At 62.8% G+C, this 16,334-nt stretch carries 15 protein-coding genes; all 15 read left to right on the top strand.

Annotated elements, in window-relative coordinates:
• Positions 1-81: 81 nt before the first annotated feature.
• The 15 genes from GHT07_RS14715 to GHT07_RS14785 all read left to right on the top strand — a co-directional run bounded on the left by GHT07_RS14715 (position 82) and on the right by GHT07_RS14785 (position 15,941).
• The gene (locus tag GHT07_RS14715; RefSeq protein ID WP_153585854.1) at positions 82-1,029 is read left to right on the top strand and encodes a branched-chain amino acid ABC transporter permease; all 948 of its coding nucleotides are present in this window, start codon (positions 82-84) and stop codon (positions 1,027-1,029) included.
• Position 1,030: 1 nt separating this feature from the next.
• Entirely contained in the window at positions 1,031-2,347 is a 1,317-nt protein-coding gene (locus tag GHT07_RS14720; RefSeq protein ID WP_153585855.1) for a branched-chain amino acid ABC transporter permease, read from the top strand.
• Positions 2,344-3,126, top strand: a complete 783-nt coding sequence (locus tag GHT07_RS14725) for an ABC transporter ATP-binding protein (RefSeq protein ID WP_153585856.1) — start codon at positions 2,344-2,346, stop codon at positions 3,124-3,126. The genes GHT07_RS14720 and GHT07_RS14725 overlap by 4 nt, the downstream gene beginning before the upstream one ends.
• A 1-nt stretch (position 3,127) precedes the next feature.
• Positions 3,128-3,823 (top strand): ABC transporter ATP-binding protein, encoded by a 696-nt coding sequence (locus tag GHT07_RS14730; RefSeq protein ID WP_153585857.1) that lies wholly within the window; start codon positions 3,128-3,130, stop codon positions 3,821-3,823.
• Positions 3,824-3,973: 150 nt separating this feature from the next.
• Positions 3,974-6,073: a 3-hydroxyacyl-CoA dehydrogenase NAD-binding domain-containing protein gene (locus GHT07_RS14735; protein ID WP_153585858.1), complete on the top strand. Its 2,100-nt coding sequence runs from the start codon at positions 3,974-3,976 to the stop codon at positions 6,071-6,073.
• A 20-nt stretch (positions 6,074-6,093) separates the two neighbouring features.
• Complete coding sequence (locus tag GHT07_RS14740) at positions 6,094-7,269, top strand: acetyl-CoA C-acyltransferase (RefSeq protein ID WP_153585859.1); 1,176 nt, start codon at positions 6,094-6,096, stop codon at positions 7,267-7,269.
• Between the two features lie 134 nt (positions 7,270-7,403).
• On the top strand, positions 7,404-8,318 hold the full coding sequence (locus tag GHT07_RS14745; protein ID WP_153585860.1) for a hypothetical protein: 915 nt from the start codon (positions 7,404-7,406) through the stop codon (positions 8,316-8,318).
• An 84-nt stretch (positions 8,319-8,402) separates the two neighbouring features.
• A complete protein-coding gene (locus GHT07_RS14750; RefSeq protein ID WP_153585861.1) occupies positions 8,403-10,229 on the top strand; it encodes an acyl-CoA dehydrogenase in 1,827 nt (608 codons plus the stop codon).
• The gene (locus GHT07_RS14755; RefSeq protein ID WP_153585862.1) at positions 10,229-10,432 is read left to right on the top strand and encodes a hypothetical protein; all 204 of its coding nucleotides are present in this window, start codon (positions 10,229-10,231) and stop codon (positions 10,430-10,432) included. The genes GHT07_RS14750 and GHT07_RS14755 overlap by 1 nt, the downstream gene beginning before the upstream one ends.
• 42 nt (positions 10,433-10,474) lie before the next feature.
• Positions 10,475-11,266 carry an SDR family oxidoreductase gene (locus tag GHT07_RS14760; RefSeq protein ID WP_153585863.1) on the top strand — a complete coding sequence of 264 codons (792 nt, stop codon included), beginning with the start codon at positions 10,475-10,477 and terminating at the stop codon, positions 11,264-11,266.
• 8 nt (positions 11,267-11,274) lie between these two features.
• Complete coding sequence (locus GHT07_RS14765) at positions 11,275-11,703, top strand: PaaI family thioesterase (RefSeq protein WP_153585864.1); 429 nt, start codon at positions 11,275-11,277, stop codon at positions 11,701-11,703.
• A 25-nt stretch (positions 11,704-11,728) separates the two neighbouring features.
• Positions 11,729-12,745 carry an NADP-dependent oxidoreductase gene (locus GHT07_RS14770; protein ID WP_153585865.1) on the top strand — a complete coding sequence of 339 codons (1,017 nt, stop codon included), beginning with the start codon at positions 11,729-11,731 and terminating at the stop codon, positions 12,743-12,745.
• A 15-nt stretch (positions 12,746-12,760) separates the two neighbouring features.
• Complete coding sequence (locus tag GHT07_RS14775) at positions 12,761-14,440, top strand: isovaleryl-CoA dehydrogenase (RefSeq protein ID WP_323740951.1); 1,680 nt, start codon at positions 12,761-12,763, stop codon at positions 14,438-14,440.
• On the top strand, positions 14,437-15,393 hold the full coding sequence (locus tag GHT07_RS14780; protein WP_153585866.1) for a glutathione S-transferase family protein: 957 nt from the start codon (positions 14,437-14,439) through the stop codon (positions 15,391-15,393). Before GHT07_RS14775 ends, GHT07_RS14780 begins: the two co-directional genes overlap by 4 nt.
• A gap of 2 nt (positions 15,394-15,395) precedes the next feature.
• Positions 15,396-15,941 carry a methylated-DNA--[protein]-cysteine S-methyltransferase gene (locus tag GHT07_RS14785; RefSeq protein ID WP_153585867.1) on the top strand — a complete coding sequence of 182 codons (546 nt, stop codon included), beginning with the start codon at positions 15,396-15,398 and terminating at the stop codon, positions 15,939-15,941.
• The last annotated feature ends 393 nt before the right edge of the window (positions 15,942-16,334 follow it).

Below are 16,334 nucleotides of genomic sequence, written 5' to 3' on the forward strand. Positions count from 1 at the left end.
GCCACGCGCGAGCGCCCCGGCCATTTTTCTGCCTACACCGGCTTTCCTCGGGGATTACCCCCACAACGAACGGGTTAGCGCATGGAGTTTTTCACCATATCGCTGCTGAACGGCATCAGCTACGGGCTGCTGCTGTTCATGCTCAGCTCGGGCCTGACGCTGATCTTCAGCATGATGGGCGTGCTCAATTTTGCGCACGCGTCTTTCTACATGATCGGTGCGTTCTTCGCGTACACGATCACGCAGCTCGTCGGCTTCTGGCCGGCGCTGCTGCTGGCGCCTCTGGCCGTTGGCCTGATTGGCGCCGCATTTGAGAAGTACTGTTTGCGGCGGGTTCACAAGTTCGGCCACGTCGCGGAACTGCTCATTACGTTCGGCCTGTCATTCATCATTCTTGAAGTCGTGCAGCTGATCTGGGGCACGAGCTCGGTCGACTACCGCGTGCCTGCTGAATTGAGCGGGCCGCTCTTCACGCTGTTTGGCACGCAGTTTCCGGCGTATCGCGGCTTCATGATGCTGGTGGCGCTGCTGATGCTTGTCGCTATCTGGCTGCTGCTCACGCGCACGCGCATTGGCCTGGTCATCCAGGCCGCGCTCACGCATCCTGAAACGGTGGAGGCGCTTGGCCACAACGTGCCGCGCGTGTTCATGATGGTGTTTGGTGGCGGCGCTGCACTTGCGGGCCTGGCCGGTGTGATCGGCGGCAACGCGTTCGTCACCGAGCCCGGCATGGCTGGCGCCGTGGGGCCTGTCATCTTCGTGGTGGTGGTGGTGGGCGGCATGGGCTCGCTGGCCGGCGCTTTCCTCGCGTCGATCCTGATCGGCGTGGTCCAGACGTTCGCGGTGGGCATCGACAGCTCGTTTCTGGGCGCTGCCGCCATGGCGGGCTGGCAGATCACGCCAGAGACATTTGGCTACGCGCTGTGGAAGCTCAAGGTCAGCCAGGTCGCGCCCATCCTTCCGTTCCTGCTGCTGGTGCTGATGCTGATCTTCAGGCCCAAGGGCCTGCTCGGCACGCGGGAGGGATGACATGAACGCATCCGCTTCACCGATGACACCTTCCGCCTACTACGGATTCAAGCCGCTCAACATCGGCCGGTGGGTTGTGTGGTCACTGTTCGCACTGGTGCTGGTCGCAGCGCCGCTTGTGTTCACGAGCAGTCTCTCGCAAACCATGCTCACGCAGATGGGTATCGCCATCATCGTTTGCCTGTCGTACAACATGCTGCTGGGGCAGGGCGGCATGCTCAGCTTCGGGCACGCCGTGTATTCGGGGCTCGGATCGTTCCTGTCGATCCATGCGCTGAACCTCGTGGTCAAAGGCCAGTGGCCGATTCCCGTGAGCCTGATCCCGGTGATCGGCGGTCTTGCGGGCATGCTCTTCGCCATCCTGTTCGGCTATGTCACCACAAAGAAGGCGGCAACGCCTTTCGCGATGATCACGCTGGGTATTGGCGAGCTGGTGTTTGCGATGTCGCTGATGTTCCCGGAGTTCTTCGGAGGCGAAGGTGGCGTATCGAGCAACCGCGTGGCGGGGCCCAAGCCCTTCGGCATCACTTTCGGCCCGCAGATCCAGCTGTACTACCTGATTGCGATCTACACGTTCATCTGCACAGGCCTGATGTTCGCCTTCACGCGCACACCGCTGGGCCGCATGTTGAACGCCGTGCGCGACAACCCCGAGCGCGTGGAGTTCGTCGGCTACGACACGCGCAAGGTGCGCTACATCGCCTTCATCATCGCGGCGTTCTTCGCAGGCATTTCGGGCGGGTTGGCGGCGCTGAACTTCGAGATCGTGACGTCAGAAGTGGTGAGTGGTTATCGCTCGGGCGCTTACCTGTTGTTCACGTTCCTGGGCGGTGCCACCTTCTTCTTCGGGCCCATCATCGGCGGCATCCTGATGGTGCTGGCGTTCGTGCTGCTGTCTGAGATCACCAAGGCGTGGCTGCTGTACCTGGGCCTGGTGTTCCTGTTCATGCTGATGTACGCGCCCGGTGGCATCGCCAGCCTGATCATGATGAACCTGCGCGTTGCAGCGTTCGGGCGCTTGAAAGAGCTGTGGGTGAGTTACCTCGCACTCGCCGTGACGGCGTTCATCGTGCTGATCGGCGCGGCCAGCATGATCGAGATGGTCTATCACCTCAAGCTCAATCCGGCGCTCGGGCCGCAGCTGAAGTTCATCGGCATCAGCCTGAATGCGCATGGGCTCGACAGCTGGTTCGGCTGCATATTCGTGATGCTCACGGGCATCGGGTTGTTTGAAGTTGCGCGCCGCCAGTTCGCGCGGCAGTGGGGTGAGATCCAGGAGTTCATCGAAAAAGAGATGAAGCGGAGGGAAAGCCTATGAGCAATCCTTACGCCCTCGAACTCAAAGACCTGCGCAAGAGTTTCGGCAAGACCGAAATCATTCGCGGCGCGAGCCTTGCAGTGAATGCGGGCGAGCGCATCGCCGTGATCGGGCCGAACGGTGCGGGCAAGTCAACGCTGTTCAACCTGATCAGCGGCCGCTTCGCGCCCACCAGTGGTGAAGTGCTGCTCAACGGCAACCGCATCGATGGGCTCAAGCCCTTCGAGATCAACCGCATGGGCTTGTCGCGTAGCTTCCAGATCACCAACATCTTCCCGAAGCTGTCGGTGTTCGAGAACCTGCGGTGCGGGGTGCTCTGGAGCCTGGGCTACAAGTACACGTTCCTGAAATTCCTGGCCGACCTCGACGACGCGAACGAGCGCGCCGAAGCGCTGATGCACATGATCAAGCTCGACCGCAAGCGCGACGTGCTGGCCATGAACCTCACCTATGCGGAGCAACGCGCATTGGAAATCGGCATCACGATTGCCGGCGGCGCAACGGTGATCCTGCTGGATGAGCCAACAGCCGGCATGAGCAAGAGCGAGACGCGGCGCTTCATCGAACTCATCAAAGAGGTGACGGTGGGCAAGACGCTGCTGACCGTGGAGCACGACATGGGCGTGGTGTTCGGCCTGGCCGACAAGATTGCGGTGGTGGTGTACGGCGAAGTGATCGCGTATGACACGCCTGAAGCGGTGCGAGCGAACCAGCGCGTGCAAGAGGCTTACCTGGGCTCGCACGTGGCCGAAGCGCAAGCTGCAGGCGGGGGGCATTGAGATGTTGAAGATTGAAAACCTCCACGCCTTTTACGGCAAGAGCCACGTCCTGCATGGCGTGCATTTCAATGTGGGGCAGGGCGAGATCGTGGCGCTCCTCGGGCGCAATGGCTCGGGCCGCTCGACCACGGCCAAGGCCATCATGGGCATGGTCGATTGCACCGGCGTCGTGGACTGGAAGGGCAAGCACACGCTGGGCATGAAGCCCTACGAGATCGCCCACCTGGGCCTGGGTTACGTACCTGAGAACCGCGACATCTTCCCCAAACTCACCGTGCACCAGAACCTGATGCTCGGCCAGAAGAGCGCCAAGGGCGGCGGCCGCTGGTCGTTCGACGACATGTACGAGATGTTCCCGCGCCTGAAGGAGCGGCAGCACACGGAAGCGGGCGTTCTGTCAGGCGGCGAGCAGCAGATGCTCACGCTGTGCCGCACGCTGATGGGCGACCCTGAACTCATCATCATCGACGAGCCGACAGAAGGGCTCGCGCCCAAGATCGTCGAGCTGGTGGGCGAGTACCTCAAGAAGCTCAAGGAGAAGGGCATCTCGGTGCTGCTCATCGAGCAAAAGCTGACGATCGCAATGTCGATCTCGGACCGCGCCCTTGTGATGGGCCATGGCTCCATCGTGTTTGAAGGCACGCCCGATACGCTGCGTGCGGATGCGTATATCCGCAAGGAGTGGCTGGAGGTTTAGGTGCGTGGGCGGCTTGTCCCTGTTGCGACAGGGGGCCGCCTGGCGCAACATAACTTCCCTACAATCCAAAAATCGCACGACCGTTCTTTTTCGGCTCCTCTTCCAGTACTTTCCCCGCAGTTTCCCCTCTCTCTTTTCAAGGACAACAGCATGACCGCTGAATACAAGGTTCACGGCGACGTGGCAGTGATCACGATGAACAACCCGCCTGTCAACGGCCTGGGTTATTCAACCCGTGTGGGCATCACCGACGGGCTCGCCAAGGCGATTGCCGACGACTCCGTCAAGTCCATCATCATCACCGGCGCAGGCCGCGCGTTTTCCGGCGGCGCAGACATCAAGGAATTTGGCACGTCCAAGGCTGTTGCCGAGCCCAATCTGCTCTCCGTGATCCTCGCGCTCGAAGCCTCGCCCAAGCCCACCATCGCCGCGATGCATTCCGTCGCGATGGGTGGCGGCCTTGAACTTGCCCTGGGCTGCAGCTATCGCATCTGCGCGCCGGGCACCAGCATCGCGCTGCCCGAAGTCAAGCTGGGCCTGATCCCCGGCGCTGGCGGCACCATGCGCTTGCCGCGCGTGCTTGGCGTTGAAACCGCGCTGAACATGATCGTCAGCGGCGAGCCGGTGAAGAGCGAATTGCTTGCACAGCAACCCGGCCAGAAGCTGTTCGACAAGATGGCGTCGTCGGCCGAATCGCTCGCCGAAGAAGCACTCGCCTATGCACGCTCCGTGGCGGATGCGCGCCCGTTGCCGCTCGTGCGCAACCTGCCGTGCAAGCACCCGCAAGGCGACGCGTACTTCCAGTTCGCGCGCAACATGGTCAAGGGCATGGCGAAGAATTTCCCCGCGCCCGTGAAGTGCGTGGACCAGGTCGAAAACGCGACCAAGATGAAGTTCGACGAAGGCATGACGGCCGAGCGCGAGATCTTCACCAACCTCATGCTCACGCCCGAGTCGCGCGCGCTGCGCCACTTGTTCGTGGCCGAGCGCGCCGCATCGAAGATCCCGGATGTGCCGGAAGACACGCCGCAGCGCGACATCAAGTCTGTGGCCGTGATCGGCGCGGGCACGATGGGCGGCGGCATCTCGATGAACTTCCTGAACGCCGGCATCCCGGTGAAGGTTCTGGAGATGAAGCAGGAGGCGCTCGACAAGGGCCTGGGCATCATCCGCAAAAACTACGAATCGCAAGTCAAGCGCGGCAAGCTCAAGCAGGACAAGTACGAGCAGCGCATGGCGTTGCTCAGCACGACGCTCGACTACAACGACCTCAAAGACGCCGACCTGGCCATCGAGGCCGTGTTCGAGGAAATGGGCGTCAAGCAGAAGGTGTTCGAGAAGCTCGACGAAGTGATGAAGCCCGGCGCCATCCTCGCTTCGAACACATCGACGCTCGACGTGAACAAGATCGCATCGTTCACCAAGCGTCCGCAAGACGTGGTGGGCCTGCACTTCTTCAGCCCGGCCAACGTGATGAAGCTGCTGGAAGTGGTGCGCGGCGCCAAGACCGGCAAGGACGTGATGGCCACGGTGATGACCGTCGGCAAGAAGATCAAGAAGACCGCCGTTGTTTCTGGCGTGTGCGACGGCTTTATCGGCAACCGCATGATCGAGCAGTACAGCCGCCAGGCTGGTTTCCTGCTCGACGAAGGTGCAACGCCTGCGCAGGTCGATCGCGCTGTCGAGAAGTTCGGCTTTGCGATGGGCCCGTTCCGCATGGGTGACCTGGCTGGTAACGACATCGGCTGGGCGATTCGCAAGCGCCGTGCCGAAGAGCGGCCGAACCTGCTGTACAGCCGCACGGCTGACAAGCTGTGCGAGCTCGGCCGTTTCGGCCAGAAGACCGGCGCTGGCTGGTACGACTACAAGGAAGGCAAGCGCGATGCGATTCCTTCGGACCTGGTCGTGAAGATGATCGAGGATCACCGCAAGGAACTCGGCATCACGCCGCGCAAGATTTCTGATGAAGAGATCGTGCAGCGCCTGGTGTTCGCGCTCGTGAACGAAGCCGCGCACATCCTTGAGGAGGGCATTGCCTCCAAGGCCAGCGACATCGATATGGTTTACATCACCGGCTACGGCTTCCCGATGCACCGCGGCGGCCCCATGCTGTACGCCGACCAAGTCGGCCTGTTCAATGTCGTGCAGGCCATGAAGCGCTTCCAGCAGAACCCGCGCGACGACGCGAAGTTCTGGGAGCCGGCGCCGCTGCTGGCACGCCTGGCTGCTGACGGCAAGACGTTCAACTGATCACCCGAAGGACAAAGAACATGAGCAACGCAGTCATCGTCTCCACCGCCCGCACACCCCTGGCCAAAAGCTGGAAGGGCGCTTTCAACATGACGCACGGCGCCACGCTGGGCGGCCATGCCGTCAAGCACGCTGTGCAGCGCGCGGGCATCGACCCATCGCACGTCGAAGACGTGATCATGGGTTGCGCCAATCCGGAAGGCGCCACCGGCGCGAACATCGCACGCCAGATCGCGCTCATGGCCGGCCTGCCGATCACCACGTCGGGCATGACTGTCAATCGCTTCTGCTCGTCGGGCCTGCAGACGATTGCCATGGCATCGCAACGCGTGATCGCGGGTGAAGCGGATGTGTATGTCGCCGGCGGCGTCGAAAGTATCTCTTGCGTCCAGCAGGAAATGAACACGCACATGCTGCGCGACCTGGATCTCGACAAGATCAAGCCCGAGATTTACTGGTCGATGCTGCAGACAGCCGAGCAAGTCGCCAAGCGCTACAACATTGGCCGCGATGCCATGGACGAATACGGTGCGGCGAGCCAGCAAAAGGCCTGTGCAGCGCAAGCGGCAGGCCTGTTCGACGCCGAGATCGCGCCGATCACCGTCAAGGCCGGTGTGGCGGACCCGGTGATGGGCCTGCGCACGAAGGAAGTGACCTGCAGCAAGGACGAAGGCACGCGCGAAGGCACCACGAAGGAAGGCATCAGCGGCATCAAGCCGGCGCTGCCGAGTGGCGTGATTTCTGCGGGCAATGCGAGCCAGTTCTCCGACGGTGCCGGCGCTTGTGTCGTCACGAGCGAGGCATACGCCAGCAAGCACAACCTCAAGCCCATCGGCCGCTTCCTCGGCTTTGCGGTGGCCGGTTGCGAGCCTGACGAAATGGGCATTGGCCCGGTGTACGCCGTGCCGAAGGTGCTCAAGAAGCTCGGCCTGACCGTGAATGACATCGACCTGTGGGAGCTGAACGAAGCCTTCGCTGTGCAGGTGATCTACTGCCGCGACAAGCTGGGCATCCCGGCTGACCGGCTGAACGTGAACGGTGGCGCGATTGCAGTCGGCCACCCGTACGGCGTGTCAGGCCAACGCCTGACCGGCCACGCGTTGATCGAAGGCAAGCGCCGTGGCGCCAAGAAGGTGCTGGTCACCATGTGCATTGGTGGCGGCATGGGCGCGGCGGGCGTGTTCGAAGTTTTGTAAGCGTATCCAGGCGGCGGCTGATGCCGCTGCCGCAGCTCATTCGGAACTCTTCAGCGATTAAAGTTACGAAGTCTGGTCAGGCGCGCGTGCCACGCGTGCGCTGGCACTTCAAGAACTTAAAGGGAGTTTGTTGAATGCAAGCACTTCGAAAGTGGGCAGGCCGGCCCGTTCCTCAACAGCGACCTCAGTATGCCCAAGGTCGCCTTTCGCCCACCGCTGCTTTCGCGCTTTGCACGGCTGTCACCGATTGGGTGCGCACCCAGCCCGAGCACGATGCGTTTCATGCCATAGGCGTTGAAGGGGCGATCAAACAGGCGATCGCAGCGCAGCCTGATATCAAGCATATCCACGTCGTCTATCCCCATCCGGCAGGCATTTCGGCCTTGGGGCGAACCTTGCTGGAGAGCTATGGCATCACAGTCACCGCCGTTGCGTCGCCAGACGAGCTGCCAGCGCCAGCGTATGTGGCAGAGATGGAACCGGCTGTTGAGCCACCGGGCTACATCGATGCACCGCAGCCGCCGCCTGGGGCTGCGCCACTTGAGGTGAATTTCCCGCACCCGGCCGCACGGCAGGCAGTCGTTGCTGTGCCAGATTTTGCGGGCGCGCCACCGCCTCGTGTGGATCCGCAGCCACAGCTGCGCCAGCCCCTGCAGCAGCCCATGCCCGTCTATCGCAGCATCGTCGACTGTGCGCCACCTTCGGCGCTGGAAAGGCTGTTGACGCCATGCCTGACGGATTTTCGCAATGGCCTCGCCCAAACCCGCGCGGGCCAGCACGCGCTCGAGCAGCGACTGCGCGAGGTGATTCATGCCATCTCGCGGCTCGACGATGAGCTCGTCAAGGTGAATTCGCTGAGCATTCTTCACTATGGCTTGTGCCAGTTTCCTGAAGGCAACTCCAATGCTTCGCAAAGATTTGCGGGCACGATATTCAGGAGCCACCTGCGCCCAGCTGTGGAAGCAACCAATCCAGCGATTCGCACTTTCGTCATGATGCGGGAAGACCTGCTGCGAAAGATGGATCCGGCCAACGACCACCGACGCTAAAACCGTCGCGAACATGACCGCAGCGCGCGGCGCGCTGGCGTATGCTGGCCTTCTTTCAGCCAACGCCTCGCCCGCCTGCACGCCATGGGTCTTCGCCACACGCTCGACTTTCTTCTGTACGACTGGCTGCGCGCCGGCGAGCTGACGTCTCGCAGCCGCTTCGCCGATCATTCGCGCGAAACATTCGACGCCGTCTTCGACACGTGCGAGCGCATCGCCCGCGAGAAATACGCGCCATTCAACCGCACACTCGACATCGAAGAGCCGCGCTTTGACGGCGAGAAGGTCATCCTGCCCAAGGCCTCCAAAGAAGCGTACGACGCCTTCGCCGCATCGGGCATGCTCAGCGCCGCGCAAGACTATGAAATCGGCGGCATGCAGCTGCCGTACACAGTCGAGTCCGCGGCGCACACCTTTTTTGCGATGGCATCCGTGAGCATGGGCTCGGGCATGCTCACCGTGGGCAACGCGAACTTGCTGATGGTGCACGGCACCGAGCTGCAAAAAAGCGTCTTTGCGCTCAATGAATTTTCCGGGCGCTGGTCGGGCACCATGTGCCTGTCGGAGCCGCAGGCGGGCTCATCGCTCTCCGATATCGTCACTCGCGCCGTGCCGGATGGCGGCGACTTTGCGAGCGATCCGCTCGGTGCGCGCTATCGCCTCAAGGGCAACAAGATGTGGATTTCGGCGGGCGAGCATGAGCTCACCGAGAACATCATCCACCTGGTGCTCGCCAAGATTCCGGGGCCCGATGGCAAGCTGATCCCGGGCACGCGGGGCATCTCGCTCTTCATCGTGCCCAAGCAGCTGGTGGACACCCAGGGCCAGCTCACCGGTGTGCGCAACGACGTGGCGCTTGCCGGCCTGAACCACAAGCTCGGCTGGCGCGGCACGACCAATACGCTGCTGAATTTCGGCGAAGGCAAGTTTCCTGTGCAAGGGCAGGCGGGGGCGATTGGCTACCTGGTTGGCCGGCCGCACGAAGGCCTGTCGTGCATGTTCCACATGATGAACGAGGCGCGCATCGGCGTTGGCATGGCCGCGACGATGCTGGGCATGGCGGGCTATCACGCTTCGCTCGACTACGCCAAAAATCGGCCGCAAGGCAGGCTGGTGGGCCCATCGGGTAAAGACGCGTCACAGCCGCAAGTGCGCATCATTGAACATGCCGACATCAAGCGCATGCTGCTCACGCAGAAGTCGTATTGCGAAGGCGCGTTGGCGCTGGAGCTGTACTGCGCGCGCCTGGTCGATGAGCAACACACCGGCGAGCCCGGTGCCGCGAATGAAGCACGCATGCTGCTCGAAGTGCTCACGCCCATTGCCAAGAGCTGGCCGAGCGAGTGGTGCCTGGAGGCGAATTCGCTCGCCATCCAGATTCATGGCGGCTACGGGTACACGCGCGACTTTCCGGTGGAGCAGTACTGGCGCGACCAGCGCCTGAACATGATTCACGAAGGCACGCACGGCATACAGGCCGCTGACTTGCTGGGCCGCAAAGTGGTGATGGCGGGCGGTGAGGGGCTGCGCATGCTGGCCTTGCGCATCAACGGCACGATCGAGCGTGCCATCCAGCGCCCCGAGTTCGCCGAATACGCCAACGCCCTTGGCGGCGCGCTGCAGCAAGTTGGCGCGGCGACGAAAGCGGCCTGGGCGACTGGCGACGCGCGCGAGGCACTGGCCAACGCCGTGCCGTACATGCAGGCGTTCGGCCATATGGTGATCGCGTGGATGTGGCTCGATGTTGCGCTGTCGATTCCCGCTGGTGCGGCGCAGCCGCCTGCGCATGTGGGCCGCCTGGCTGCAACACGGTTTTTCTATCGCTACGAGCTGCCGAAAATTGGCGCGTGGCTGAACGTGGTTTCATCGCGCGATGCGACTTGCGCAGACATGCCGGAAGAGGCGTTCTGATGACCAGCGACAAGACCATCGAACTCATCGAGAAGTGGACGTGGATCCTGATCTACGCGGGGCTGTTTGCAATCATCGTCGGCATCGCGTCGATGTCGGCCAGCCCTTCCACAGCCTGGACGCTGGTGGCGGTGGGCGCAGTGCTTGCTGTTGCAGGGGTGGTGCTGATCTGGGTGCGGTCCAAGCTCGACGCGCGGCGTTGACGCACAATCTGCCGCATCTCTGAAAACAAGAGGGGACAGTACATGACGCGCACCGTTTCGCAGCTCTTCGACCTCACGGGCAAGACGGCCCTTGTCACCGGCGGCTCGCGTGGCCTGGGCCTGCAGATGGCGCACGCCCTCGGGGAGGCGGGCGCCAGGATCATGCTGTCGTCCCGCAAGGCCGCTGACCTGGAAGAGGCCGTTGCCGACCTGCAGGCCGCCAATATCGATGCCCGCTGGATCGCTGCCGATTGCTCGAAGGAGGCCGACATTGATCGCCTCGTTGACGAAACACTTTCGCGCATGGGCGACATCGACATCCTCGTGAACAACGCCGGCGCCTCATGGGCCGCGCCTGCCGAGGACTACCCCACAGAGGCCTGGGACAAGGTGATGAACCTCAACGTGCGGGGCTACTTCCTGCTGGCCAGGCGCATCGGCAAGAAGAGCATGATTGCGCGCCGCAGCGGCCGCATCATCAATATCGCTTCCATTGCGGGCCTGGGGGGCAATCCGCCCGAGCTGCAGATGGTGGCGTACAACACGTCCAAAGGCGCTGTGCTGAGCCTGACCGAAACGCTCGCCTGCGAATGGGGCGCCCACAACATCACCGTCAACGCGATCTGCCCTGGCTTCTTCCCGAGCAAACTGACCGCAGGCGTCCTTGAAACCTTGGGTGCCGAAGCGATGGCCAAGCACGCGCCGCTGAATCGTCTGGGCGATGACGAAGACCTCAAGGGTGTGACGCTGCTGTTCGCCAGTGACGCCGGCAAGCACATCACGGGGCAGTGGATAGCGGTGGATGGCGGCGTGAGCGTGATTACGGGTGCATGACTCCAACTATGCAATTCGGCGTTGAGATCCCCTTCGTTCACCACCTCGGTTTCGAACTCATGAAGTTCGAAGGCGGCGAGTCGCAGATCGACTACACGGCCAAGCCGGAGCACCTGAATTCGTTCCATGTCACGCACGGCGGCGCGCTGATGACGCTGATGGACGTGACGATGGCCGTGGCCGCGCGCAGCGTGCAAAAAGACATGGGCGTTGTCACGATCGAGATGAAGACCACCTTCATGCAACCGTCGCGCGGCAAGCTGTCCAGCAAGGGCCGGCTCATTCATCGCACAGCGACGATGGCTTTCACTGAAGCCACGATTTTTGACAGCGAAGGGCGCACGTGCGCGCACGCCACCGGCACTTTCAAGTACGTCAGGCGGCTGCCCACGGGCCCGTCGAGCGCCAACCCACTCAACGTCATTTCAACCGACTGATTTTTTTTCGAAAAGAGAGACGACCATGCCCACGAACAAACAAATCCATCTCGACAACCGCCCCGCAGGCGAAGCTTCCGCATCCAACTTCAAGCTGGTTACTGCTGAAACCCCGGCGCTGCAAGACGGCCAGGTGCTGGTGCGCCACCACTTCATGAGCCTGGACCCGTACATGCGCGGCCGCATGAATGACTCCAAGAGCTACGCCGCACCGCAGCCGCTGGGCCAGGTGATGCAAGGCGGAACGGTCGGTGAAGTGGTCGAGAGCAAGTCCGACAAATACAAGGTGGGCGACAAGGTCGTCGGCTTTGGCGGCTGGCAGGAATACAGCGTTGTCAATGCCGATCAAGTCGGCGCGCTGCGCAAGGTCGATACGACGCACGTGCCGCTGTCGCACTACCTGGGCGCCGTGGGCATGCCCGGCGTCACGGCCTGGTATGGCCTGGTGAAGATCATCCAGCCGAAGGCAGGGCAGACAGTGGTGGTGAGCGCTGCCTCGGGCGCGGTGGGCAGCGCTTTCGGCGCACTCGCCAAGGCTCGTGACCTGCGCGTGGTCGGCATTGCGGGCGGTGAAGACAAGTGCAAGTACGTGACTGACGATCTCGGCTTTGACGCCTGCATCGACTACAAGGCGCATCGCGATGTCGGCGCGCTGTCGAAGGCGTTGAAAGCCGCTTGCCTCGATGGCATCAGCGGCTACTTCGAGAACGTGGGCGGCGTGGTAATGGACGCCGTGATGACGCGCATGAACGCGTTCGGCCGCATTGCGCTGTGCGGAATGATCGCCGGCTACGACGGCAAGCCCGTGCCCATGTCGTTCCCGCAACTGCTGCTGACCAACCGCATGACGCTCGAAGGCTTCATCGTCAGCGAGCACATGGAAGTCTGGCCCGAAGCGCTCACGGAACTCGGCATGCTCGTCGGCACAGGCAAGCTGCGCCCGCGTGAGTCGGTGGCCCAGGGCATCGAAGCGGCGCCTGAGGCCTTCCTTGGTTTGCTCAAGGGTCGCAACTTTGGCAAGCAGCTGGTCAAGCTGATCTGAACCCCGCGAGGCGATGTGACGCCCACCCATGAGGTCGTCAACCAGCCGCAGCCGCTGGCTGGCTACAACCTGTTCGACGGCAACCGGGGCCTGCGCGACGCACTGAAATTCAACGCGCCTGCGCTGGATGTCGCTGAGCTGTCATCGCTTGGCGCGACGCTGGGCAGCGCACAGATGCAGACCCACGCGCGGCTGGCCAATGTGCACACGCCGCAGCTGCACACGCACGACCGGTTCGGCCGGCGCGTTGACGAGGTGGAGTTTCATCCGAGCTATCACGTGTTGATGCGGGCGGCGGTGGAGGCGGGCCTGCATGGCACGCCTTGGGCAAGGGAAGGGGAGAAGAGCCCCCACCCCAGCCCTCCCCCAGAGGGGGAGGGAGCGAATGCGCATGTGCTGCGGGCGGCGGGGTTCATGCTGTTCACGGAGCTTGAGCCGTCCATCCTTTGCCCGATCTCGATGACGTACGCGGTGACGCCGGCGCTTCGAGGCAACGCGGCTATCTACAACGACTGGGGGCCCAGGCTCACCAGCCGCGCTTATGACCCCCAACTCAAGCACTGGCGCGACAAGGCCGGTGTGACGATGGGCATGGGCATGACCGAAAAGCAGGGCGGCTCAGACGTGCGCGCGAACACGACCGTGGCCGTACCCGATGGCGAAGACGCGTGGGGCAAGCGCTATCGCATCACGGGCCACAAGTGGTTCTTCTCGGCGCCGATGTGCGATGCATTCCTGGTCCTCGCGCAGGCACCCGCCGGACTCACGTGCTTCTTCCTGCCACGCGTGCTGGAAGACGGCTCGCTCAACGCCATCCACATCCAGCGCCTGAAAGACAAGCTGGGCAACAAGGCCAATGCAAGTTCAGAAGTTGAATTTCATTCGGCGCAGGCGTGGCTCGTCGGCGACGAGGGCAGAGGCGTTCCGCAGATTCTGGAGATGGGCACGATGACGCGGCTGGACTGCGCGCTCGGCACCAGTGGCCTGATGCGGCAGGCGCTGTCGATCGCGCTGAATCATTGTTCGCAGCGTCTGGCTTTCGGCAAGCGGCTGATCGAGCAGCCGCTCATGCGCAATGTGCTGGCCGATCTGGCGCTTGAATCGGAAGCAGCGACGGCGCTGTCGATTCGCCTTGCACGCGCGTTCGACCGCAGCAGTGACGAACACGAACGCGTGATGGCGCGGGTGCTCACGCCCATTTCCAAATTCTGGATCTGCAAGCGCGGCTCGCACTTCGCGCAGGAGGCGATGGAGTGCCTTGGCGGCAATGGCTATGTCGAGGAGGGCGGCGAAGGCATCATGGCCCGCATCTATCGCGAGATGCCGCTCAACTCCATCTGGGAAGGCGCAGGCAACATCATGTCGCTGGACTTGATGCGCGCCTTGCGCAAGGCCGACGTCGCAGCGGCACTGGCCGCAGAGCTCGCACCGGCAAAGGGCGCGCATGCCGCGCTGGACCGCATGATCGCCTCGCTGCCGATGCGCGTCGAAGAAATGGCGAGCGAAATGCACGCGCGGCGGCTCGCGCAAGACGTGGCACTGGCAGTTCAAGCGGCGCTACTTTTCCAGAGCGCGCCTGCGCCCCTGTTCGCTGCGTTTTGCGACTCGCGCATCGCAGGCAACTGGGGCCATGCATTCGGCACACTCGGCGCAGCAACAGACTTCGACACCATCATTGAACGGGCCATGCCATGACCACCCTCATCCTTCACCACTACCCCAGCTCGCCTTTCTCCGAAAAAATCCGTGCGGTGCTGGGCTACAAGCAGCTCGCGTGGAAGTCAGTGGTGATCCCGGCGATCATGCCCAAGCCCGATGTGATCGCGCTCACGGGCGGCTACCGCAAGACACCGTTCATGCAGGTCGGCGCGGACATCTATTGCGACAGCGCGCTCATCTGCGACATGCTCGAACATGTGCGGGCTGAACCCACGCTGTATCCACCGCACTTGAAGGGCGTCTCGCGCATCTTCGCGCAGTGGGCCGACACGACGCTCTTCTGGGCCGCGATGGCCTACAACCTGCAACCCAAGGGCGCAGCGCAGGTGTTCGCAAAAGCGCCGCCAGAAGCAGCCAAGGCCTTTGCAGAAGACCGCAAGGCCATGACGGGTGGCATGACGCGCCTGCGGCCTGCCGATGCCACTTCCGCCTATCGCTCGTACCTGCGGCGCATTGCGCACATGGTGGAGGAGCATGACTTCTTGTTCGGGGCCGAGCCGTGCATCGCTGACTTTGCGGCGTATCACAGCCTCTGGTACACACGCGTGCAGACGCCGGTGATGGCGGACATCCTTGCTGCAACGCCCGCCGTGAGCGAATGGATGGACCGCATGGCCGCCATCGGCCATGGTGCGATGGAGAAGTTCAGCGCAGCAGACGCCATCACGATTGCACATGGAGCCGAGCCGATGCCAGCGGGGCAGAACCTGCTGATCGACAGCGCCTTCCAGGACGACCATGGCATTGCGCTGGGCAGCGAAGTGACTGTGGCCGCAGAAACCTTCGGGCCAGAGGCAACGCAAGGCACGCTGATGGCGGCCACGCGCACGCACTTCACGCTGCGCCGCGAAGACCCGCGCGCGGGCCTCGTGCACGTGCACTTCCCGCGAGTGGGCTACGTAATGCGCAAGGTCGAAGCTGCTGCCTGAGCATGGCTGCGGGCGAGGGCTACGCATTTTTCTCGACGCCGATTGGCGAATGCGGCATCGCCTGGCGCGGCGACGCGATCGTGGGCGTGCAGTTGCCGGGCGCTACGCAGGCGCAGGGCCGCGCGCGCATGGCTGGCCGGTTTGCGCACTTGCATGAAGCCACGCCGCCCGCATGGGTGGCCGATGCGATGCGGCGCATCGCAGCACTGCTGGAAGGCGAGGCGGATGACCTGCGCGACTTGCCGCTCGATATGTCGGCTGTGCCCGAATTCAATCGCCGCGTGTATGAGATTTCCCGCGGCATCGCGCCGGGACGCACGTTGACCTATGGCGACATCGCTTTGCAACTTGGCGACAAGGGGCTGGCGCGCGCGGTAGGCCAGGCGCTGGGCCACAACCCGTTTGCACCCGTGGTGCCGTGCCATCGAATCCTGGGCGCAGGCAACAGTGGGACGGGATTTTCAGCCGCGGGTGGCGTTGCCACCAAGTTGAAGATGCTGGAGATTGAGCGTGCGCAACTGGGTGGAGAGCCGGGGTTGTTTGACTAGGGCCTACCGGTCCCCGCACACATTGGGTTTTGCCTCGGCGGGATGGAGCGTCCAGAAATCGCGAACTCGCGCTACGGTGACACCCAGTGAGCTGATTCAACTACTCGACTGTCGGTGTCCAGCTCGAATGACCAAGCTTCAAGCCCTAACGGCTGCAACGGGTTGTAGTACCAAACACGGCGCACGCAAGGCGTGACGCAAGCACGACTAGCGTAGCGGGAATTCACAACAGTACCCGAATCCAATTCGTCGGGCCGCCCCATAGCCTGACCTTGCCCCTGTTTGACGAATCCCTTAACCGAGCTTGTTAAGCGGACTTCTTTTCCTGGGCCGCCAACCAGTTTCTCTCATGCTGCATTGGGCTCACGTACCCCAGCGTCGAATGCAGCCTCG

Origin of the sequence: Caenimonas koreensis DSM 17982, from assembly GCF_009646335.1 — a bacterium.
GTDB classification, from domain to species: Bacteria; Pseudomonadota; Gammaproteobacteria; order Burkholderiales; family Burkholderiaceae_C; genus Ramlibacter; species Ramlibacter koreensis.

Coding starts and splice junctions, on each gene's coding strand:
- GHT07_RS14770 (WP_153585865.1), top strand. CDS start 11,729: ATGCCCACGAACAAACAAATCCATCTCGACAACCGCCCCGCAGGCGAA.
- GHT07_RS14755 (WP_153585862.1), top strand. CDS start 10,229: ATGACCAGCGACAAGACCATCGAACTCATCGAGAAGTGGACGTGGATC.
- GHT07_RS14760 (WP_153585863.1), top strand. CDS start 10,475: ATGACGCGCACCGTTTCGCAGCTCTTCGACCTCACGGGCAAGACGGCC.
- GHT07_RS14720 (WP_153585855.1), top strand. CDS start 1,031: ATGAACGCATCCGCTTCACCGATGACACCTTCCGCCTACTACGGATTC.
- GHT07_RS14750 (WP_153585861.1), top strand. CDS start 8,403: ATGGGTCTTCGCCACACGCTCGACTTTCTTCTGTACGACTGGCTGCGC.
- GHT07_RS14735 (WP_153585858.1), top strand. CDS start 3,974: ATGACCGCTGAATACAAGGTTCACGGCGACGTGGCAGTGATCACGATG.
- GHT07_RS14765 (WP_153585864.1), top strand. CDS start 11,275: ATGCAATTCGGCGTTGAGATCCCCTTCGTTCACCACCTCGGTTTCGAA.
- GHT07_RS14715 (WP_153585854.1), top strand. CDS start 82: ATGGAGTTTTTCACCATATCGCTGCTGAACGGCATCAGCTACGGGCTG.
- GHT07_RS14725 (WP_153585856.1), top strand. CDS start 2,344: ATGAGCAATCCTTACGCCCTCGAACTCAAAGACCTGCGCAAGAGTTTC.
- GHT07_RS14785 (WP_153585867.1), top strand. CDS start 15,396: ATGGCTGCGGGCGAGGGCTACGCATTTTTCTCGACGCCGATTGGCGAA.
- GHT07_RS14740 (WP_153585859.1), top strand. CDS start 6,094: ATGAGCAACGCAGTCATCGTCTCCACCGCCCGCACACCCCTGGCCAAA.
- GHT07_RS14745 (WP_153585860.1), top strand. CDS start 7,404: ATGCAAGCACTTCGAAAGTGGGCAGGCCGGCCCGTTCCTCAACAGCGA.
- GHT07_RS14730 (WP_153585857.1), top strand. CDS start 3,128: ATGTTGAAGATTGAAAACCTCCACGCCTTTTACGGCAAGAGCCACGTC.
- GHT07_RS14780 (WP_153585866.1), top strand. CDS start 14,437: ATGACCACCCTCATCCTTCACCACTACCCCAGCTCGCCTTTCTCCGAA.